This window comes from Campylobacter concisus, assembly GCF_015230015.1.
GTDB lineage: Bacteria > Campylobacterota > Campylobacteria > Campylobacterales > Campylobacteraceae > Campylobacter_A > Campylobacter_A concisus_AF.
Genome location: NZ_JAAKZC010000002.1, coordinates 96,372 through 117,738, shown reverse-complemented (window position 1 = coordinate 117,738; position 21,367 = coordinate 96,372). Strand labels below are relative to the sequence as shown.

The following is a 21,367-nucleotide window of genomic DNA, read 5'->3' as shown; positions in this document are numbered from 1 at the left end:
CTCTTTTTTTAAAAATGCAATTAGCACGTTTGGGTATAATTAGACGAATTTTATAATGCAAATTTAAAATAAAGATAAAGGGATAGGCCTATGATCATCCTTGGCGAAAAATATACTTTCACCAAACTCGAGCTAGAGAAGCTTAGGAAGAAATTTGGCCAGGTAAATTTTCTATCCCCAAAAAATAGCGACGCGAAGGCGTTGCGAGGCGCACTAGAAAATCTCATAAAATCAGGTAATCAAAGGCTGATCGTACTAAATACCGCGACACCGGTTGATGGCAAGCTAGTGAGATTTCTCACGCTTTTGCAGTTTAAAACGAAGTATAAAAAAATAAAATTTCTAAATGTGGAGAGCTTTTTAGAAATTTACCTGCAAAAGTGCTATATCCCAGAAAATGGCGAAAATTTAAACTTTCTAAACGACATCAAGCCTTATAATGCCTTTGAATATGTCTTAAAACGTGTGATCGACTATGTAAGCTGCTCGACGCTGTTTGTGATGCTTTTTGTGCTTAAATTTTACGTAAAGAAAAAGATAGACGAGCAGTCGCCTGGTAGCCTTTACTTTTTGCAAAACAGGGTTGGGCTAGGAAACAAAGAATTTGAATGTATCAAATTTCGCTCGATGGTGGTTGATGCTGAAAAAGATGGGGCTAAATTTGCTAGCAAAAACGATGAAAGGGTCTTTGAATTTGGCGAATTTATGCGCAAAACTCGCATCGATGAGATACCGCAGTGCATAAATGTGCTTTGCGGACAGATGCACCTAATAGGACCAAGACCAGAGCGAAGATACTGGATAAATTTCTTTGAAAAAGAGATACCTTACTACAATGAACGCCACATCGTCCGCCCTGGCATCACCGGCTGGGCACAGGTAAATTACCCTTATGGTGCAAACACACATGACGCCAAACAAAAGCTGATGTATGATCTTTACTACATCAAGCACTGGTCACTTTGGCTGGAGATAAAGATCATAGCAAAAACTATTGCAATTATATTTGAAAAAAGGGGTATTTAGTCAAAAACCGCATATCTCTTTTTGACTAAATTTGTCTGGTAGCTATAAAGCTACATCCTATCTTTAGCTGTGATTCCCATTATATTAAATGCTGTTTTTATCGAGATAGCAACGACTGCAAAGACTTTTAACAAGCTATCTTCATTTTCATTTCCAACCACGCGGTTTTCATTATAAAATTTATGAAAGCTAGCAGCTAGTGACTTTAGATAGTCTGGGATCTTTTGAAGCTGTCTTGAGATGAAAGCGTCCTCTAAAATTTCAGGCAATATCAGTGCTTCAAAAAGTAAATTTTTAGCATTTTCATCTAGACACTCAAAGTCCGCATTTATCACGTCGCTAACGCTTTTTTCAGCCTTTGCAAAGACCTGATTTATCCTAGCGTGAGCATAATTTATATAAAAAATAGGGTTTGAGCTATCCTCTTTTTTAAGCTCATCTACGTCAAATTCCAAGCTACTTGTGTTTGCCTTGCTTATAAAGATAAATCTAAGCGCCTCAGCACCGATCTCGCTTGCGATATCACTCATAAGCACGGCATTGCCAGCACGCTTACTCATCTTGTATGGCTTACCATCTTTTAGCAGGCTAACCATCTGCATAAGTATCACTTCAAGCTTGTTTTCATCATACCCAAGGAAATTTATCGCAGCCTTTAGCCTTGCAATATATCCGTGATGATCCGCACCCCAAATGTTTATATAGTGGTCAAAATTTTTCTCAAATTTAGCATTATGGTAAATGATGTCACCAGCTAGATATGTCGGTCTGCCGTCATTTCTAACCACAACCCTATCGTTATCGTCGCCAAGCGTAGTAGAAGCGATATAGGTAGCGCCCTCTTTTTCATACATTTGATTTGAGCGTTTTAGCTTTTCTATAGTTGGCACAAGATGGTCATAAAGAGCCTTTTCGCTAGCCCAGCTCTCTATAAATATCCCAACATCAGCTAAGTCTTTTTTGATGATATCAAGCACGATATCCTTGCCAAACTCAGCAAGCTCAGGGTTTCTGCTCTCGTCATAAAAAATTTCCTTACCAAATTTCTCATTTGCAAGCTTAGCGATATCTAAAATATAATCCCCGCGGTAATATTTCTCTGGATAGACGACACTTTCGCCAAAAAGCTGCTCTTTGGCCGCGAGAGATATCGAAGTTCCAAGCAGATCTATTTGATTGCCCGCATCGTTTATGTAGTATTCTGTTGAGATGGCGTAGCCAAGTCTTTTGCCAAGCCTAGCCAAAGTATCGCCGTAAACCGCACCTCTAACGTGTCCGATGTGAAGCGGCCCAGTTGGATTTGCGCTGATGTATTCTATTAAATAGCTATCTTTATTTGTATCTTCTTTTGCAAAATTTTCGCTATCTAGCAAAATTTGCTTTGAAATTTCATCTAAAAATTCGCTCTTAAGCTTGAAATTTAAGTAGCCATTTACCGCACTAGCTTCGACTATCTTGCTATCACTAAATTTATCAGCAAATTCGCTAGCTATCATAGCCGGCGACTTTCTTAGCTCCTTTGCAAGGCTAAAAAGTGGCGTCGCATAGTGGGCTAAATTTTTATCTTTTGGCTTTTCAAGCACAAATTCACGCTCTAAAACCTTTGAAATTTCAGCTTTTATTTTATTTTTCAACTCTAAAACCTATGCGTTTTTAGTTGTTTCTTCTATCTTATGACTAGCAGCGCTCTCTTCTTTATGCTCGACTTTCTCGCTCTTTTCAGGTGTTGTGTCTTCCATCTCGGCTTTAAAAGTCTTTATGCCCTTACCTAGTCCTTTTGCAAGTTCTGGGATCTTCTTTGCTCCAAAAAGTAAAATAATAATCGCCAAAACAACTAGCCAGTGTCCAATACTAAAAGAACCCATCTTTTCTCCTCGTTAAAATTTTTCAAAATGTTATCATAAATTCCTGAATTTCTAGCAATCTATCCACTCGTCTATAACGCGCCTCAAGTTTATCTTGGCACTTTTTAGCCTCATCGCTCTAAGTATTGACTTTAGTCCGCGGTAGCTCTTTTCGATATCATCATTTACTAAAAAATAATCATACTCTAAGATATGCTCCATCTCTCCAACTGCGTTCATTAGGCGATTTTCTATCGTCTCTTCGCTATCTGTTCCGCGGTTTTTCAAGCGCTTTTTAAGCTCTTTTTTATTTATAGTCGTGATAAAAACTGAGGTGATATAGCTTTTAAATCTCTCAAGTGCGATGTGAAAGCCTTGTACGTCGATGTCAAATATCACTATCTTCCCAGCCTCAAGCGCTGCTAAAACTGGCTTTAAGCTCGTGCCATAGTAGTTTTTATGCACCTGCGCCCACTCTAAAAACTCGCCCTTTTCTATGCCGCTTTTAAATTCATCCTCTTTTATAAAATAATAATCCACCCCATCGACTTCGCCTTCTCTTTTGGCTCTTGTTGTACTTGAGATAGAAAAATATAGGTCTTTCTCTTCCTTTAAAAGACGGCCCAAAAGCGTGCTTTTACCGCTTCCACTAGGTCCTGAAACTACTAAAATTTGTCCTTGCAACTACTTTTCCTCGAAACTTATATTTATCTTGATGTTCATATCTTTTAGCACATCTCTTAGTGAGCTCTCATTTAGTGACTCGTGGACGTGTTTTGTTATCTTTTTAGTTAGCTCTTCTTTGTAGCCTTCTTTTGTCTCTTTTTTTGAGCTTGTTTGAGGCATATCTTTTAGTCCAAATGCCGCCAACATCGTGCTTTCATCTATATCATCTATCGATACTGCGTCGAAGTTTAACTCGCTTGATGCTGCGTCTTTGCTCTTTTCTTGTACGTCTTCTTCTTGAGCATTTTCTTCTTCAAAAGTTTCATCCGCAAGACCTAGATCTTCTTTAACTTCTGGCTCGCTCACATCTTCTAGCTCTTCTACTGGCATCTCATTAGAAGCATTTTCACTCTGGCTAGACTCTAAATTTTCTAGCTCCTCACTTGAAATTTCATCCAAAGCCTCTTCTTCTATATCTTCTTCTACTTTTTCATCATCTACTTGAATTTGCTCTTCATCAGCCTCAAAGCTCTCATCTAAATTCTCATCATCTTTAGGCTCATCTTCTAAATTTGCCTCATTTTCAAGGCTATCTTCATCATCAAATTTGGCTAGATCGTCTATATTTAGCTCTTCTTGCTCTAAATTTTGAACATCTAGCTCGATATCGTCTAAATTTTTATTTTCCTCATTAGACTCTTCACTATTTAGCTCTTCATCAAGCGAATCAATCTCACTAAGCTCAAATTTACTCTGATCTATCTCGTCAAACTCGCTACCAGTGTTCTCTTCATCAACCAAGCCTGCAACGTCATTTTGGCTAATAATATCATCTAAATTTTTATTTAGCTCTTCATCTGCTTCAGACTCTTCTGGCATATTTTCTATCTCATCGACAAGCGCACTAAGCTCTGCTAGATCGCCATCTTTACTCTCTTCGCTCTCATGCGCATCACTTATCGCTTCGCTAGTCTCTTCATCCACGCTCTCATCAGCAAGATCTTCGCTGGCAAGCTCTTGTAGGTCTTCAAGCTCTTCTAAAGACTCCATATCGCTAGCTTCATTTTCCTCTTGTAAGTCGCTCTGGCTAATCTCCTCGCTTGGGCTATCTATGCCACTTTCTAAAAGCTCTTTGTCAAGATCTGCAAAATTTTCTAAATTTGTATCGATATCAGGCAGTTTAAACCCAGACATCTCGTCAAAATTTATAGCCTCGTCGCTAAAGTCACCAAAGTCACTTTCACTCTGCTCACTCTCGCTCTGCTGGGCAGCTGGCTCATCTTTTGGGATATTTTGCTCAAAAACACTTATAAATTCAGTCGGTAAAAATGGTTTTTCAAGCATCAAAGTAGCAAATTCTGGTTTGCTCTCGCCACGACTTGCTAGATACATCACATCTTTTGTAGTCGCAAGCTCGCTGCTGTCCACGTCGCTGTCGATTATAATAAAGTCAAACTGAGCATCGTCAAATCCATTTAGATCCTCAAATTCGCTATATTCGGTGCCGATTTTATTCAGACTTAAAGTTATCAGACGTGAAACTGCTGGATTTTTATTTATAAGAGCAACTTTCATCATCCCTCCTTGTAATAGTAAAAGCCTATTCTATGATAAATTTCATTGCTATTTTCTTAAAAAAACAGAGCTGGCAGATCATTTATCACTTTTAAAAGTAGGTCGCTCATTATCTTCATAATGCCTGCTAAAATGGCTATCAAAACAGAAAATCCGATCGTCACTTTTATAGGATAGCCGATGACTAGTAGGTTAAACTGCGGCATCGTCTTCATGAGCATACCAAAAATGGAGTCTGAGAGCAAAGAGAGGGCGATGATAGGAAATGACATGATAAAGCCAAATATAAACAAATTTGTAAATAAATTTATCGCATAGCTCATTATGCCAGGGCGTGGATAAAAATCTCCTAGAGGCACCACAGCAAGTGAGCTAGCGTAAAACTGAAGGAGTAAATGATGTCCATCAAATGCCAAAAATGTTAGCAGTGCGATGAAATTTATAAGGTTTGCAATGACTGGAGAGTTTGTGCCAGTTTGTGGGTCAAGCACAGAGGCCATAGAAAAGCCCATGACCATGGAAATTTGCTCGCCTGCCATTTGAAGCGTGGCAAATATGATGGTTAGCATAAGTCCTGCACTAAGACCTAGCATCACCTCGCCAAGTATCTCACCGACTAGGAAATTTATAGAGTTTTCATGAGCTTTTGAGAGAGGAAAAAGCACGACACAAAGAACAAAAACTAAAAGCGTTTTTACGCTAAGAGGAATTTGATTGTGCGAGTAGAATGGAAAAAAGACGATGAGACCGCTTAGACGTGCAAATAAAAGCATAAAAACTATAGCTTTATCGGCTCCAAAAAATTCTACTAGTTCCATTTTGCTCTTTTTAAATTTTTGCTAATTTTACAAAATTTTACTTTGTTTTTAAATTTATGCGGTAGTTTTTAGAAATTTGAAGCTAAATTTTAAGAAATTTGCACAAGCTCTTTGTTCTCAAGCTTGTATGAGTTGTCGCATTTTGCGGCTAAGTCGTTGTCGTGAGTGACTAAAACAAGGGCGGCGTTGTTTTCATTTATGTAGTCAAATAAAACCTGCATCACTTCATTTGCCGTTTGCTTATCAAGGTTGCCTGTTGGCTCGTCTGCAAAGATGATCTTTGGCTTTTTAGTAAGCACTCTAGCAATGCTGACACGCTGCTGCTGACCGCCACTTAGCTCACCAACTTTTTGATTTATAACGCTTGAAATTTTAAGCGCTTCAAGATCATTTTTTTCTATATTTTCGCCTGATAGTATGCTTGCAAGCTCGATATTTTCATAAGCGCTAAAGCCTTTAAAAAGATAGTGCGACTGAAAAATAATGCCAAAATGAAGCCTTCTAATAGCCAAAAGCTCGTTTTGAGAGAGCTCATAGATCGATCTATCTTGGTAGATAACTTCGCCAAAATTTGGTTTTAAAAGTGTTGAAAGTATATGTAAAAGTGTTGATTTGCCACAACCGCTAACGCCAGTTATCGCAATACTTTGTTTTTGATTGAGAATTAAATTTATATTGTTAAAGAGCGTATAATCATACGCAAAGCCTAGATTAGACGCTCTTAAAATTTCCATTAGCCTATTTGAGCAGCAACTTCTGCAGCAAAGTCATCTACTTTTTTCTCTAAGCCTTCGCCAAGCTCGAAGCGAACGTATTTTACGATCTCGATCTTGCCGCCAAGCTCTTTGCTTTTCTCTTCGATAACTTGTTCGATAGTCTTTTTATCGTCCATTACATAAAACTGACCTAAAAGCGTAAGGCGTTGGTCAAGCACTGTGTTATCAGCATAAAATCTCTCGATCTTACCAGGGATGATCTTATCCCAAATTTTCTCAGGCTTACCCTCAGCTTTTAGCTCTTCTTCGATCGCTTTTGTAGCTTTTGCAAGCTCAGCGTCGCCTATCTGGCAGCGGCTAGCATACTCAGGGATGTGGTGAAGTGGCTTGCCTAGGCGTTTTAGTTCTTCATTGTCTTTTTCAAGCTCAGCGCGAAGTGCGATAAATTCTTTCTCAACAAACTCTTTATCAAGGTCTTTGTAGCTTATAACGCTTGGCTTCATCGCAGCTGCATGCATACATAAATTTCTTATAAATTCAGTTGCTTTGTTTGCAACTTCAGCACTTTCGCAAGCTGCACCGATAAGTACGCCAACACGGCCATTTGAGTGAACATAGCCATTTACCACGCCCTTATCATCAGCGCTAATAGTCTCAAAGCGACGAACTACAAGGTTTTCGCCGATAGTTGCGATCTGAGTTTTGAAGTATTCTTCAAATTTAACGCCATTTAAAGTGCTAGCATTTAGCTCTTCAACTGTTTTTATACCGCTTGATTGGATGTGAGCTGTAGCGTCTTTTGCAAGTGCTTGAAACTGTGGGTTTCTAGCAACAAAGTCAGTTTCAGAGTTGATCTCACTAATAGTTGCTTTTTTGCATTTTGAGCAAACTTCAACGCTTACTAGGCCCTCGCTTGCAAGGCGGTCAGCCTTTTTAGCAGCTTGACCTAGGCCTTTTTCACGAAGAATATCAACAGCTTTTTCCATGTCGCCATTTGCTTCGCCAAGTGCCTTTTTGCAGTCCATCATGCCAGCTCCGGTTGATTCACGGAGCTCTTTTACCATTTGTGCAGTTATTTCCATTACTCTTCGTCCTCGCCAAAGTCTTCTTCACTCATAGCCTCAGCTACAACTGCGTCTTTCTCATCTTGGCTTACTTCTTCGCCAGCAGCTTGTTCGCCACCATCTTGCTCAAGAAGTGATTTGCCTTCGTTGATAGCCTCAGCCATCTCTTGGCAGAAAAGCTGAACAGAGCGGATCGCGTCGTCATTTCCTGGGATAGGATAATCAACAACGTCAGGATCGCAGTTTGTATCGATAGGTGCTACAACTGGGATTTTTAAGCGATTTGCCTCTTGAACAGCGATCTTTTCTTTCACTGTATCAACAACAAATATCATATCAGGAAGGCTTTTCATATTACGGATACCACCTAGAGTTGCGATAAGCTTCTCTTTTTTGCGGCGAAGCATCAAAGCCTCTTTTTTAGTTAGTAAATTTATCGAGCCATCTTCTTCCATAGTCTCGATAACTTCTAGTTTGCGGATAGACTGGCGGATAGTACCGAAGTTTGTCATCATACCACCTAACCAGCGGTGATTTACATAAGGCATTCCACATTTTTCAGCATACTCTTTGATAGCGTCGATAGCTTGTTTTTTAGTACCGACAAATAACACTGACTTGCCTTCAGCAGCTGCGTCACGAACGATGTTGTAAGTGTAGCGGAAGTAGCGAATAGTCTTTTGTAGATCTATAATATAGATACCTTTTCTCTCGCCAAAGATAAATTTTTTCATCTTTGGATTCCAGCGGCGTGTTTGGTGACCAAAATGTACGCCACACTCTAATAAATCTCTCATAGTTACCATGAGTTTCTCCTTGTTTTAGGCATTTTGCCTTGAATTTAGTTTTATCCTCCACGACCATTAATGCTTTCGCACAACCAAATTTAGGATTGTCGTGTGTGAAATAAAGCTTGGATTATATTGAAACTTGGCTTTATTGAAGCTAAATTTAAAGATTTTTTTAGCTATAAATAAAGCTCAAATTTCTATAAATTTACTCGAAAAAGCCTTTTTTAACGACCTTTTCGTCCTTGACACAAAACTCGCCTTTTGCGATCACGTCATATAAATTTAGCTCCTCGTCAAAGACGCAAAGATCAGCGTCGTTGCCAACTTTTATCTCGCCTTTTTGGCTTAAATTTAGATACCTCGCCACATTTTTACTCATCAAGGCCAAAGTATCTTCTATATTTAAAATTTTATTTCTTACCAAAGCTTGCAATACCTCCAAATTTGACGCACATGACGCACAGCCATATCCCACTAGCTCGCCATTTTCGTTAAATTTAGGCACGCTGCCGTTGCCGTCTGAGCTTATCGTTAGGCGCTCTAAATTTAGCCCATTTTCAAGGCCGTAAGCCACCACCTCATGAAGCGGGGCAAATTTACTTCCACCGCTTGTGATATCGACGTTTCCGCCCATTTTTTGAAATTTCAAAGCCTCGTTAAACAGGTCTTTTGTCCTAGCGCAGTGCGTCGGCGAGAAGTAATGAACTGGGAATTCATAGTCTTTTATCACCTTAAAGACGTTGTCAAATTTCTCGCTTAATCCGCCCATGTGCATGTGAAGCACGCCGCCTTTTTTAGAGACCATGCCGCCTATGCGTATCTTGCTTAGTATCTTGATGAGCTCCTCTTTTGAGACGTAGCTGCCGCGGTTGTCGGTTAGTGCGATCTTTACGCCGATCACTTTGTCTATTAAAATGAGATCCTTTGCGATGTCGCCAGTAAATGTCACACAGGGGCTTGCGTATGAGCCAGTGTGGATAAAGGTCGAGATGCCCTCAAACTCGAGCGCTTTTGCCTTTGAGTAGAGATTTTCCAAGCTTCTGGTGACACCATCGGTCCCCAAAACGCCAACAAGTGTGGTCGTGCCGTATTTTACGATCTGACTAAGCGTGATCTCAGGCGTTCTTGAGTGATATCCAGCCTCGCCACCGCCACCCGTGATATGCACGTGCTGATCAATGAGGCCTGGAGCCAAAATTTTACCTTTAAGATCGTAAATTTCTAGCCCTTCTACGCTAAAGCTTAACCCCTCGCCGATAGCTAAAATTTTACCGCCACCTACCAAAACATCGCACTTGTCAAGAAATTTTGGCGTGTATAGATTAGCATTTTTAAGCAAAAGCATATTTTCTCCTTTATTTGCTAAGTTGTACTTTCTCTTCTATCTCCATCAGTTTTATAAAAATTTGCTCCACATTTTCCCTATCCACGGCACTTAGCTCCAACTTTTTTGAGCTAAGAAGCATCTGCACAAACTCTTCGTTCATAAGCTGCTCAAAGCCCAAATTTCTAGCGTTTTGAGCTATTTTTGCCGCTAGTGGATTTTTAAAACTCTCATATCTCATTTTTATCCTTAAATTTCACTGCAAATCCACAAAATCTACCGCACACGCCGTCTCTTCGGTACGAAAAATATCTCTCGTCGCAGTGCGTGCAGACCTCGCTAAAGTTTAAATTTTTAACCCCAAGTGCGCTAAATTCATCCCTTAAGGCCGCGTTCATATCAAAATTTCTACCTATCTTATATGCGTTAAATTCCCCAAGGTCAAGCTCGCCAACCTCGTAGCAGCCGCCCTTTATATTTGCTCCGACAAAGACACTCATTTCGTCTGCTTTTGAGCCAAATTTCTCACTCATAAGCCCAAATGCTTTTGTGCAAATTTTTAGCGTAACGCCAGCTCTTCCTGCATGAGCCACGCAGATAGCGCCCTGCCTCTCATCTATCATCACGACTGGCGAGCAGTCCGCCACCAAGACGCAGATGCCGACATCGCTTAAATTTGTGATCACAGCGTCACACTCTGGCAGCTCGTCCTCCTCGTTTTCAAGGACAAAGACCTTGTCCGAGTGGATCTGCTTCATAAATTTAAGCTTTTTCACGCCTAAATTTTTAGCCAAAATTTCTCTATTTTTTATGACATCTCTTGGCTCATCGCCCACGTGATCGCCTAAATTTAGCGAGCTAAATTTACCCTCACTCACGCCGCCAAGCCTATTTGTAAAGCCAGCTACTATGCCATTTTTATCAAAAACGATCTCTAAATTTTCACGCATCTTCGCTCGCTTAGTAAAGGCTCGAAATCCTCTCGACCTCGTCCCAGCTAAGGCCGCTATTTTGCTTAGTATCAAGCATCCTAGTCACGTAGCGAGCCAGCAGGTCACTCTCGATATTTACGCGTCTGCCAACCTTGAAAGTGCCAAAAAGACTATCTCTAAATGTGATGGGAATGATCGTGAGCCTGATACCTTTTGGCAAAATTTCGTTGATCGTAAGGCTCACGCCCTCGACGCCCACCGAGCCCTTATTTGCCATAAGAGCCATCGCCTCGCGCGGCAGGTCGATGTAAAAATCAACGCCGTTTTCATGCTTTTTGATAGCCGAGATCACGCCGATAAAGTCGATGTGGCCTTGCATCAAATGCCCATCTACTCGCTCTCCAAGCTTCATCGCTGGCTCTATATGCACCCTGCCAGCTAAATTTTCAACCGCGACATTTGCCCTGCTCTCTGCGCTTAACTCCACGCTAAAGCCGTCCTCATATAGTTTAGTCACACTTAAGCAAGCACCATTTACTGCGATGCTGTCGCCTAAATTTGGGCGAAATTTAGCCTTTAGCCGTAAAACATTTTGCGAGTAGCTAATGACCTCGGCAAGCTCCCTAATTAAGCCATTAAACATATTTTGCCTTTAAATTTTTTAAGGATTTTACTAAATTTTGCCTAAATTTGGCGCATGGATAGATTTGCTAGTTTTATTAAATTTAAGAGATATAAAGGCTAAATATCGCGATTTTCTATCTAATCAGCAAAGAGAAATTTAAGGAGAGCCAAGCTAGTATGGGAGTAAAAGTCACTTGCAAGGTAAATTTAACCAGCAGCAAACTACAAAAAATTTAAATTTAATCTGCCATTTACCTTTAAATTTTTAAATTTACACATTCTACGCACGAAATTTAGATGGCATGCCAAATAATTTTACTACCAAATCCACACCAACAAGAGCTTTTGGCTAAATTTTCGCCCCTAGCTCGTCTGCAAAACTAGCCACGTCTTGCTAAAGTCGCGCGCCGCTAGATCGTCCCTCTTTATCCATAGATAAACTCTGCCCTCTCCGTCCCAGTCCATGTCGCTATCCCAGTCGCTATCTATCTGCAAAAGCAGCTGCCACTGGGCGGCATTTTTCTCAAATTCAGAGATATTTGGGTGGTGATAAGCGCTGCCATCGCCGCAGTCAAGGCCATTTGCCACGAGCTCGCACTCTAGCTCCATGCCGTCTTGGATATTGTCAGAGTGGCCAAGTAACTTGTTTTCTTTGGCCTGCCAGCTTGGCTCGATGATCTCGTGATAGGCCGCCCACTCCTCCTCGCTAAATTTACCAAATGGCACGAGTGAGCTTTGCAAACTTGGCAAATTTAGCTCGTTTTTAAAGCTAAGAGAGCATGCGCCAAATGTGAAATTTCCGCCCTCCATGTTTTGGCGAGCAAGCTGGTCTTTAGCTGCCTCACTAAAGATCACAGCAAAGCCCTTTTTATCAGCAGGGTCGTAGCCCCAAATGCGTAAATTTATATCATAAAAAAGATATAGCATACCACTTTTTGGTAGCAACCCGTCGGTGTCAAATTTACTAGCTTCAGCAAAATTTATCTGCGCCACAAAGCTAAGCGCGCCGTTTTCATTTGAGGGCCAAGACACGCTAGCTGGTAGATCTGGCTGCCCGCCAAATTTAGACGCTCCAACAACGATATCACCGTCATCTTTAGCCTGCGTATCTATCTTTATAGCATTTTTGGCCATTGGCTTTAAAAACTCGAAAAGCCCCTCCAAACCGCGCTCTTTGCAGCCTTTTGCAATTTCATTTAGATCCATATTTTTCCTTTCTAGCAAGCATCAATGTAGATGTGATACTTTTTGCAGTGCAAGCAACGAAACAAATATCCAGCAAAATCGCCACCCGCTACGAGCAGCTCGCGAGCCATTTTCGCGTCGTAATCGTCCCTTTTTGCGTAGTCCGCAAAGACCTCGTCTGCGATGCCGAGCTCAAGAAGCTCCTTCGTGCCCACATCTCCCAAAAATGCGCAATAATCATCACAGCACGCCACCCAGTGCTCGCCCTGCCAGCTCTCATAGCCAGGTGTTCTTTCAAAGAGCTCCTCATCTTTTTTGGCGTCATCCGTGGCAAGATTGTCGGCATCTTGCACAAAGGTAGCGTCAAATTTCTTGGCAGCTTCACCATTTGCGATGCAGGCTGGGCAAAGATAGGTGACGTCTTGCTCGCTATAGACGCCATTGTTGTAATAAATTTCTGTGTTTTTGCCGCAGCACTCGCAGGTGACACTCATATCATCTTTAAATGCGCCAGTTTTTAATGGCTCTGGGTGATAGCGAAATTTTGGCAAGGTGGCAGCCTTTGCCTTTTGAGCTAAAATTTGCTCTTTGCTCTTTGGCCTTGGCACCGCCCATTTGTCACCCTCATCCATAAACTGCGCAAGGTAGCCAAGCGTTTTTAGCTGTTTTTTGTCGTTTTTATCATGTATATTTAAAAGTAGCTCGTAAGCACTCTTTTGCATAGACAAAAGCTGATAAATATCGACTAAAACGCTCTTTGCTTGCGAGTCCTTGCTTGCTTCAAGCTCTTCTTTAAACTGATACAAAGCCTCCACACTCGCCGCATTGCCGTTATTTTTGTAGTAATCTTTTGAAAGCTTTATATATTTTTCTTGAAATTTATCCATAAATAGCCTTTATGAAATTTGCTAAGAATTTTAGCCTTAAACACTTAAAAGTTGCATAGATGAGTTATTAAATTTTAAAATACTGAGATAAAAAAATAAAACTGTTTAATTTTTAAAATTTAAAAAAAGCATATCAAATTTAGCATAAAGGAGAGTCGCAAGCAAATTTACTTAAACTTTCAACTCACTTGCGACTGTAAATTTTACTCTTCATAAGCCCCGATAGAGAGGATTTTGTCTATTCTTTTTGCGACAAGCTCGTTTATATCAAGCTTCTCAAGCTCGGCTAGCTCTGAGATGAAGTAGTTTGCAAGTGCTTTTGCGGCACCATCTTTATCTCTATGAGCTCCATTTATCGGCTCGTTTATCACGTCATCTATAAGCGATAAATTTTTTAAGTCATCAGCCGTTATCTTCATAGATTTTGTGGCTTGCTCTTGTTTAGCTGGGTCATTCCAAAGTATCGCTGCACAACCCTCTGGCGAGATGACTGAAAAGACAGAGTTTTTCATCATGGCAAGTCTATCAGCCACGCCTATTGCTAAAGCACCGCCACTTCCGCCTTCGCCGATAACGACAGCTATTATTGGAGTTTTTAAATTTGCAAATTCAAATAAATTTCTAGCTATGGCCTCGCTTTGACCTCGCTCTTCAGCGCCAACACCAGGATATGCGCCTGGAGTGTCTATCAAAAATAAGATAGGTAGGTTAAATTTCTCAGCCAATTTTGCTACGCGTAAAGCCTTTCGGTAACCCTCTGGATGAGGCATACCAAAATTTCTTTTTAGTTTATTTTTAGTGCCACGACCTTTTTGCTCGCCTATAACGACAGCCTTTTTGCCTCCGATGTAACCGATGTAGCAAACTATTGCTGGGTCGTCGCGAAATGCCCTGTCGCCATGGATCTCATAGCCATCAACTAAAAATGAATTTATATAATCAATAGCGTATGGCCTATCTGGGTGACGAGCAAGTTGTAAACGTTGATATTCGTTTAAATTTTTATATACTTTTGATATCTCTTTAGATAGGTTCTTATTTAAAATTTCAACAGCATGTTCATCGCCTCTGATCTTAGCATTTGCTATATCTTCATCAATCTGCTTTATGCTCTTTTCAAAATCTAAATAATTTGACATCTTAATCCAACTTTTTAAATATCACGACGCCGTTTGTTCCACCAAAGCCAAATGAGTTGCTCATAACAGCTTTTATATCAGCTTTTCTAGCTTTATTTGGAACGTAGTCTAGATCGCAGTCTGGATCTGGTGTTTCGTAGTTTATCGTTGGAGGGATGATGCCATCTCTCATTGCCATTATAGATATGACAGCCTCGATCGCACCAGCGCCGCCTAAGCAGTGTCCGGTCTGACCTTTGGTTGAACTAACTGGTGGGCACTTATCACCAAAAACAGCCTTTAGTGCAGCTGTCTCATTTTTATCATTTACTGGTGTTGAAGTACCATGCGCATTGACATAGTCTATCTTTACGCCTTTTGCCATATCAAGTGCTTGCTTCATCGCGCTTAATGGACCTTCAAGTGTTGGTGATGTGATATGGTGTGCGTCTCCGCTCTCGCCAAAGCCAACTACTTCAGCGTAAATTTTAGCACCTCTTGCAACAGCTGACTCATACTCTTCAAGCACAAGTGCGCCAGCGCCTTCGCCCATTACAAAGCCATCGCGGTTTGCATCAAATGGCCTTGAAGCTTTGCTTGGCTCGTCATTTCTAGTTGAGAGTGCTTTCATCGCCGCAAAACCGCCTATACCAACGCCGCAGATAGTTGATTCAGCACCGATAACTAGCATATTTGTTGCTTGACCGATCATTATGCATTTTGCAGCTTGTGATATCGCATGAGTGCTTGCTGCACAAGCTGTTACGCTTGATAAATTTGGACCTTTTAGTCCGTGGTTTATTGAAACTATGCCACCTAGCATATTTACAAGTGCAGATGGGATGAAAAATGGCGAAATTCTCTTTACGCCTTTTTCAAAATATGTGATTGAGTTTTTCTCAATATTTGGCAAACCACCTATGCCAGCTGCTGAACTAACGCCAAATTTATGAGCGTCAAACTCCTTAAAATTCGCATCAGCCATAGCTTCGTTAGATGCTTTTATGCCAAGCTGTATGAAACGATCTACTTTTTTCACCTCTTTGCCGTCTAAAATGCTATTTGGATCAAAATCAGTTATCTCGGCAGCAATTTTAACAGGGAATTCGCTTACATCAAAGCTCGTGATCTCTTTCACACCTGTTTTACCCTCGCAAATAGCCTTAAAAGAGCTCTCTTTATCAAGACCAAGTGCGTTTATCATGCCAATACCAGTTACAACGACTCGTTTCAATACATCTCCTTAAATCAAACTATGCAAATTTAAATTATTTGCCTAGTTTTTCTATATAATTTACAACGTCTTGAATGCTTACTAATTTCTCTGCTTCGCTATCAGGAATTTCTACTTCAAATTTCTCTTCTAAAGCCATAACTAGCTCTACAACGTCAAGTGAATCAGCGCCTAAATCTTCGATGATTTTAGACTCTAGTTTTACCGCTTGTGGATCTACGCTTAGTTGCTCTACAACTACGTCTCTTACGTCTTCAAATACTGCCATTTAAGGTCTCCTTATAAAAAATGTCTGTTATCTTATAATATTTACGCTTTTATTTATTTTAAATTTCAAAACTTGTTGAAATTTCATTACATATAAAGTCCACCGTTTATTTTTAGCGTCTCGCCAGTTATGTAGCTTGCGTGATCACTTAGTAAAAATGCCACAGCCTCGGCCACCTCACTAGCGCTGCCAAAGCGTTTTAGCGGGATATTATCGCTATAAGTTTTTTTCACCTCATCGCTTAGCCCATGCGTCATATCAGTCTCGATAAAGCCTGGAGTTACGCTGTTAAAGCGGATATTTCTACTTGCGCCCTCTTTTGCAAAGCTCTTGCTCATGGCGATTAGTCCGCCCTTACTGGCTGAATAATTCACCTGTCCTGCATTTCCCATCTCGCCAACGATAGATGCGACGTTTACGACCGCTCCAAAGCGCTTTTTGCTCATCACTTTTAAAGCCTCTCTACATCCTATGAAAGCTGAAGTTAAATTTGCATTTATCACATCTGTAAATTCGCTAGTTTTCATGCGAAGCGCTAGCTTGTCATTTGTGATGCCAGCGTTATTTACAAGGTAGCTTAGCTCGCCGTCGCTATCGACTATCAAATTTATACCTTTTATAAACTCATCTTCGTCTGTTGCGTCAAATTTTATCACCGCAGCCTTGCCGCCATTTTGCTCGATCTCAGCCTGCAAAGCGTCTGCTATCTCAGGCTTTGAGCGGTAGTTTATCCACACTTTTAAGCCCATATTTGCAAGCGTCTTTGCGATCTGTGCGCCGATACCTCTGCTTGCACCTGTTATTAGCACGTTTTTTCCACTAAATTTCATAGATTCTCCTTATAAATTTTGCTTATATTATCAAATTTAAAATAACGCCTCGTCCATCTCAGCTGGGATCTCAAGCCCCATGAGCTTTAAAACGCTAGGCGCGATGTTGTTTAGACCACCGTTTTTTACCTTTTTTACGCCATCAGCCATCACAAAGCAAAAGACATCATAAGTTGTGTGGTTTGTCAGTAGCTCGCCGCTACTATCACGCATCTCTTCGCAGTTTCCGTGATCGCTCGTGATGATCATAGCGTAGTTTTTCTCTTTTGCTTTTGCGTAAATTTCTCCAAGAGCCGCATCCACTGCTTCAACTGCTTTTATAGCGGCCTCGTAGTTGCCAGTGTGGCCTACCATATCGCCATTTGCGAAATTTACCACGATAAAGTCTTGCTCGTCATCCATGCCCTTTAGCACGGCTTTGCAAACCTCAGCAGCGCTCATCTCTGGCTTTTCGTCGTAGGTTTTTACTTTTGGACTAGGGATGAGCACCCTAGTTTCGTTGCTAGCTAGCTCCTCGACGCCGCCATTAAAGAAAAAGGTTACGTGGGCGTATTTTTCAGTCTCAGCCGTGTGAAGCTGCCTTAGCCCAGCAGCCGCTACGACCTCGCTTAGGGTGTTTTTTATCTTTTCATTTTTAAATAGCACTTCAAATTTAAAATTTGCGTCGTATTCGGTCATGGTGATGAGATTTTTGATAGCAAAAGGTCGCTCAAACTCGCCAAATTTCTCTTCACCCAAAGCCTGACAAATCTCTCTTGCTCTATCATTTCTAAAATTTATAAAGATCACGCCGTCATCTTCGCCTATGCCCTTAAAGCCATTAAAGCTTGCTGGCTTTACAAACTCGTCTGTCATGCCCTCATCGTAGCTTTTTTGTAGATACTCGCTTGGCGAAAGCTCGCTTAAATTTGCTCCCTTTACCAAGCTATCATAGGCCTCTTTTACGCGCTCCCAGCGTTTGTCTCTATCCATCGCGTAAAATCTCCCGCAAACTGTCGCTACCTTAAATTTAGCCTCCAAGCTTTTTATGAAATTTAGACCGCTATTTGGGCTAACGTCGCGTCCGTCGGTGATAGCGTGGGCAAAAACTTCGCAGCCACTTTTGCTAGCAAGCTCGCACATACCATCAAAATGCTCCATGTGAGAGTGCACGCCACCGTCGCTATAAAGCCCTATGACGTGGATCTTTTTGCACTTTTTAAAAAGAGCCTTTAGCGCTTCATTTTCTGCTACTGAGCCATCATTAAAGCCGCGTGAAATTTTGACCAAATTTTGATACAAAACTCGACCGCTTCCTATGCACATGTGCCCTACTTCGCTGTTTCCCATCTGTCCTTTGGGTAGCCCCACAGCGTTTCCAGAGGTTTTTATGAGCGAGTTTGGAATTTCTTTAAAAAATTTATCGTAGTTTGGCTTTTTGGCCGCCTCAAATGCGTTAAATTTACCATTTTTATTAGATCCGATACCATCAGTTATTATAAGTATAGTTTTTTGAGCCATTTTTAAATTTTATCCTTAAATTTAGATAATTTTTAAGGCCATTATACTAAAATTGCTTTTTTTTAAAATAAAGGCTCCCATGTTTTACTATATCTATGAAATTTTCAACTTTAATATCTTTCAGTATATCACCGTTCGCGCTGGCATCGCATTTTTCATAGCATTTATCTTGACAGCTTATCTGATGCCTAAATTTATCGCTTGGGCAAAGGCAAAAAATGCCGCCCAGCCTATCTATGAGCTCGCACCACAAACTCACCAAAAAAAGGCCAAAACACCGACCATGGGCGGACTTGTCTTTGTCTTTACTGCCGTGATCGCCACGATCATCTGTGCAAGGCTTGATAACACCTTCATTCTAGCCTCGCTCTTTTGCCTAGTTTGCTTTACTCTGCTTGGCTACAAGGATGATTACAGCAAAATTTTAGGTGCTAAAAACCACGCCGGCCTAAGCCCAAAGGCAAAGCTCTTTTTTCAGTTTCTCATCGCCTTTTTACTCGCAGCGTTTTTATACATCAGCAAAGAGCTAAATACTGAGTTTTACCTGCCATTTTACAAGCAGCCCATCTTTGATATGAAAATTTTTGCCATTTTCTTTTGGACGCTTGTCATCGTCGCAGCCTCAAATGCGGTAAATTTAACAGACGGACTTGACGGACTTGCCGCCGTACCATCAATATTTTCACTTCTAACTCTTGGCGTTTTTGCCTACATCTGCGGCCACGCTGTCTTTAGCTCATACCTGCTTCTACCAAAGATCGCAGGCGTTGGCGAGAGCGTCGTCGTAGCCTCTGCACTCATTGGCTCGCTCATGGGCTTTTTGTGGTTTAACTGCCATCCGGCTGAAGTCTTTATGGGCGATAGCGGCAGCTTAAGCGTTGGTGCATATATCGGTTTTATGGGCGTTGCGACCAAAAACGAAATTTTGCTCATCATCATCGGCCTCATCTTTGTCGTAGAGACGCTTAGTGTCATCTTGCAGGTGGGTAGCTTTAAAATTTTTAAACGCAGAATTTTTCTCATGGCGCCTATACATCACCATTTTGAGATAAAAGGCTGGGCGGAAAATAAGATCATCGTGCGCTTTTGGATCATCGCACTTTTAGCAAATTTGATCGCACTAACCGCGCTAAAGATCAGGTAGATCATGCGAGCGCAGATAGAGCCTGACTTTGAGCGTGCTAGAAAAATATATGATGAAATTTTGGAGCAAATTTTAGCCTATACCGACTTTTGCGACGAAAATGGCGATGAGGACGGCGAAGAGTACCGCAAAGTAGAGAAACGCCTAGCACAGATAAGTGGCAAGGATATGAGTAAATTTAGCCTGCACGAGTGGTGGGAGGCTGAGGGCGCTGAGAATTTAGCCTTTGACATCGCCCTGCCAGAGCCAAAACTGGTGCCTGATACCACAAAAGACGAGCTTAGCGTGATCGTAGAACGCATGTTGGCGCCTGTGCCTGAATTTGATGATGATTTTTTAGAGGCATTTTATATAAGAGTAAAATTTGCCTGCAAAGGCGCATATTTTGCAGAGTTTTTGAAGCTAAATTTTGCTGATACGTTTAGATTTGAGCTCTTTGAACGCCGCGAGATAGAGGGCGTGATGCGTGAGCTAAGTGCTAATGAGATAGTAGAAATTTTATGGGGCAAAAGAGGATAAAAGCATGAGAAAATCACTATTTGGCTATGGTGGCACGACGAAAGCTATCGCTAAAAACTTCGTAAAAGACGGCTTTTGGGATATCTATGATGATAAATTTAGCGAAATTTCAAAAGATGAGTTTGGCAACGCTCTTTTGCCAGTTAGCGAATTTGACCCAGCAAAAAGCAGCCTAGAGATACCAAGCCCGGGCATCCCGCCTCACCACGAGCTTATCAAAAAAGCTAGAAATTTAGTTAGCGAATATGACTATTTTTATGAAATTTACAAGGCGCATTTACCATTTAACGTCTGGATAAGCGGCACAAACGGCAAAACGACGACTACAAAGATGATGCAGCACCTGCTAGAGAGCAAAGGCTCAGTGATGGGCGGAAACGTCGGCATCGCACTAGCAAATTTAGACCCACAAGCTAAAATTTGGATACTTGAGACCAGCTCATTTACTCTGCACTACACAAACCACGCCACACCAGGAATTTACGTGCTTTTGCCGATCACACCAGATCATCTAAGCTGGCATGGCGACATGAGCGAGTACGAAAAAGCCAAGCTAAAGCCGCTTGCTAGCATGAGCGAAACTAGCGTAGCGATCGTGCCTGAAATTTACGCTAAAACGCCTACAAAAGCCAAAGTTATCGCCTATAAAGATGAGAGCGATTTAGCTAAATTTTGCGGCGTAAATTTGGACGATATAGCCTTTAAAACGCCGTTTTTACTTGACGCACTACTGGCACTTGCGGTGGAGAAAATTTTATTTGACCGCTGTGATGTCGCACTTTTAAACACATTTGTCATCGAGGCAAACAAGCTTGAAGAGCTCACCGACAAGATGGGGCGAACCTGGGTTAATGACACAAAAGCGACCAACATAGATGCAAGCATACAAGCCGTGAAACGCTACAAAGATCACTTTATACACCTAATCCTAGGCGGCGACGACAAGGGCGTTAGCATGGATGAGCTATTTGAAAATTTAAAGGGTCTTAAAGTCAAAATTTATGCCATTGGCTCAAACAGCGACAAACTTATGAATTTAGCCGCTAAATTTAGCGTGCCTGCCCTAAAATGTGACTTTTTACAAAACGCTGTAAATGAGATAAGCAAAGAGCTAAAAGCTGACGAGATAGCGCTTCTAAGCCCTGCTGCTGCGAGCCTTGACCAGTTTAAGAGCTACGCCGAGCGAGGAGATAAATTTAAAGAGTTTATAAGGGCTCTTTAAAACTCAAATTTTTTAAATTTACCCTGCTTTTTCATAAATATATAGGTATTACTTTGATCTAAAACAATGATAATACCTAG

Annotated in this window: 23 protein-coding genes; 4 read left to right on the top strand and 19 right to left on the bottom strand. The window is 41.2% G+C overall.

The window, feature by feature from the left end; translation table 11 throughout:
- The first annotated feature begins 90 nt into the window (after positions 1–90).
- Positions 91–1,026 (top strand): sugar transferase, encoded by a 936-nt coding sequence (locus tag G6W42_RS01845; RefSeq protein ID WP_194172726.1) that lies wholly within the window; start codon positions 91–93, stop codon positions 1,024–1,026.
- 50 nt (positions 1,027–1,076) lie between these two features.
- On the opposite strand, the gene argS is transcribed toward G6W42_RS01845, so the two are convergent.
- The 19 genes from argS to gpmI form a co-directional block, all read right to left on the bottom strand.
- Complete coding sequence (gene argS, locus G6W42_RS01840; protein ID WP_194172725.1) at positions 1,077–2,660, bottom strand: arginine--tRNA ligase; 1,584 nt, start codon at positions 2,658–2,660, stop codon at positions 1,077–1,079.
- A 9-nt stretch (positions 2,661–2,669) separates the two neighbouring features.
- Entirely contained in the window at positions 2,670–2,891 is a 222-nt protein-coding gene (gene tatA / locus G6W42_RS01835; RefSeq protein ID WP_194172724.1) for a twin-arginine translocase TatA/TatE family subunit, read from the bottom strand.
- A gap of 51 nt (positions 2,892–2,942) precedes the next feature.
- Positions 2,943–3,554: a guanylate kinase gene (gmk, locus tag G6W42_RS01830; RefSeq protein WP_194172723.1), complete on the bottom strand. Its 612-nt coding sequence runs from the start codon at positions 3,552–3,554 to the stop codon at positions 2,943–2,945.
- A complete protein-coding gene (locus tag G6W42_RS01825) occupies positions 3,555–5,111 on the bottom strand; it encodes a Highly acidic protein (RefSeq protein ID WP_194172722.1) in 1,557 nt (518 codons plus the stop codon).
- A gap of 56 nt (positions 5,112–5,167) precedes the next feature.
- Positions 5,168–5,929 (bottom strand): flagellar biosynthetic protein FliR, encoded by a 762-nt coding sequence (gene fliR / locus G6W42_RS01820; RefSeq protein WP_194172721.1) that lies wholly within the window; start codon positions 5,927–5,929, stop codon positions 5,168–5,170.
- An 89-nt stretch (positions 5,930–6,018) separates the two neighbouring features.
- Positions 6,019–6,663, bottom strand: coding sequence for an ABC transporter ATP-binding protein (locus G6W42_RS01815; RefSeq protein WP_194172720.1), 645 nt, complete (start codon positions 6,661–6,663; stop codon positions 6,019–6,021).
- Positions 6,663–7,727: a translation elongation factor Ts gene (tsf, locus tag G6W42_RS01810; RefSeq protein WP_194172719.1), complete on the bottom strand. Its 1,065-nt coding sequence runs from the start codon at positions 7,725–7,727 to the stop codon at positions 6,663–6,665. The genes G6W42_RS01815 and tsf overlap by 1 nt, the downstream gene beginning before the upstream one ends.
- Positions 7,727–8,515: a 30S ribosomal protein S2 gene (rpsB, locus tag G6W42_RS01805; protein ID WP_002941277.1), complete on the bottom strand. Its 789-nt coding sequence runs from the start codon at positions 8,513–8,515 to the stop codon at positions 7,727–7,729. The genes tsf and rpsB overlap by 1 nt, the downstream gene beginning before the upstream one ends.
- A 190-nt stretch (positions 8,516–8,705) precedes the next feature.
- On the bottom strand, positions 8,706–9,845 hold the full coding sequence (gene iadA, locus G6W42_RS01800) for a beta-aspartyl-peptidase (RefSeq protein ID WP_194172718.1): 1,140 nt from the start codon (positions 9,843–9,845) through the stop codon (positions 8,706–8,708).
- A 10-nt stretch (positions 9,846–9,855) separates the two neighbouring features.
- Positions 9,856–10,065 carry an acetyltransferase gene (locus G6W42_RS01795; RefSeq protein WP_194172717.1) on the bottom strand — a complete coding sequence of 70 codons (210 nt, stop codon included), beginning with the start codon at positions 10,063–10,065 and terminating at the stop codon, positions 9,856–9,858.
- Positions 10,055–10,774 carry a polyphenol oxidase family protein gene (locus G6W42_RS01790; RefSeq protein WP_194172716.1) on the bottom strand — a complete coding sequence of 240 codons (720 nt, stop codon included), beginning with the start codon at positions 10,772–10,774 and terminating at the stop codon, positions 10,055–10,057. The genes G6W42_RS01795 and G6W42_RS01790 overlap by 11 nt, the downstream gene beginning before the upstream one ends.
- 10 nt (positions 10,775–10,784) lie before the next feature.
- Positions 10,785–11,399, bottom strand: a complete 615-nt coding sequence (locus tag G6W42_RS01785) for a riboflavin synthase (protein ID WP_194172715.1) — start codon at positions 11,397–11,399, stop codon at positions 10,785–10,787.
- A gap of 344 nt (positions 11,400–11,743) precedes the next feature.
- Positions 11,744–12,586, bottom strand: a complete 843-nt coding sequence (locus G6W42_RS01780; protein WP_194172714.1) for a YwqG family protein — start codon at positions 12,584–12,586, stop codon at positions 11,744–11,746.
- A gap of 11 nt (positions 12,587–12,597) precedes the next feature.
- The gene (locus tag G6W42_RS01775; RefSeq protein ID WP_194172713.1) at positions 12,598–13,452 is read right to left on the bottom strand and encodes a CbrC family protein; all 855 of its coding nucleotides are present in this window, start codon (positions 13,450–13,452) and stop codon (positions 12,598–12,600) included.
- 203 nt (positions 13,453–13,655) lie between these two features.
- Entirely contained in the window at positions 13,656–14,591 is a 936-nt protein-coding gene (accA, locus tag G6W42_RS01770; protein WP_002941254.1) for an acetyl-CoA carboxylase carboxyl transferase subunit alpha, read from the bottom strand.
- A gap of 1 nt (position 14,592) precedes the next feature.
- Positions 14,593–15,804, bottom strand: coding sequence for a beta-ketoacyl-ACP synthase II (locus G6W42_RS01765; protein ID WP_021085320.1), 1,212 nt, complete (start codon positions 15,802–15,804; stop codon positions 14,593–14,595).
- Positions 15,805–15,838: 34 nt separating this feature from the next.
- The gene (gene acpP / locus G6W42_RS01760) at positions 15,839–16,072 is read right to left on the bottom strand and encodes an acyl carrier protein (RefSeq protein ID WP_002941395.1); all 234 of its coding nucleotides are present in this window, start codon (positions 16,070–16,072) and stop codon (positions 15,839–15,841) included.
- Positions 16,073–16,158: 86 nt separating this feature from the next.
- Positions 16,159–16,902, bottom strand: coding sequence for a 3-oxoacyl-ACP reductase FabG (gene fabG, locus G6W42_RS01755; RefSeq protein WP_194172712.1), 744 nt, complete (start codon positions 16,900–16,902; stop codon positions 16,159–16,161).
- A 36-nt stretch (positions 16,903–16,938) separates the two neighbouring features.
- On the bottom strand, positions 16,939–18,402 hold the full coding sequence (gene gpmI / locus G6W42_RS01750) for a 2,3-bisphosphoglycerate-independent phosphoglycerate mutase (protein WP_194172711.1): 1,464 nt from the start codon (positions 18,400–18,402) through the stop codon (positions 16,939–16,941).
- Positions 18,403–18,481: 79 nt separating this feature from the next.
- On the opposite strand from gpmI, the gene mraY reads away from it, so the two are divergent.
- Genes mraY through murD form a run of 3 tightly spaced genes read left to right on the top strand, consistent with a single transcriptional unit; the run spans position 18,482 to position 21,287 of the window.
- Positions 18,482–19,546 (top strand): phospho-N-acetylmuramoyl-pentapeptide-transferase, encoded by a 1,065-nt coding sequence (mraY, locus tag G6W42_RS01745; protein ID WP_194172710.1) that lies wholly within the window; start codon positions 18,482–18,484, stop codon positions 19,544–19,546.
- A gap of 3 nt (positions 19,547–19,549) precedes the next feature.
- The gene (locus tag G6W42_RS01740) at positions 19,550–20,065 is read left to right on the top strand and encodes a hypothetical protein (protein WP_194172709.1); all 516 of its coding nucleotides are present in this window, start codon (positions 19,550–19,552) and stop codon (positions 20,063–20,065) included.
- 4 nt (positions 20,066–20,069) lie between these two features.
- Positions 20,070–21,287 carry a UDP-N-acetylmuramoyl-L-alanine--D-glutamate ligase gene (murD, locus tag G6W42_RS01735; RefSeq protein ID WP_194172708.1) on the top strand — a complete coding sequence of 406 codons (1,218 nt, stop codon included), beginning with the start codon at positions 20,070–20,072 and terminating at the stop codon, positions 21,285–21,287.
- Positions 21,288–21,367: the final 80 nt, after the last annotated feature.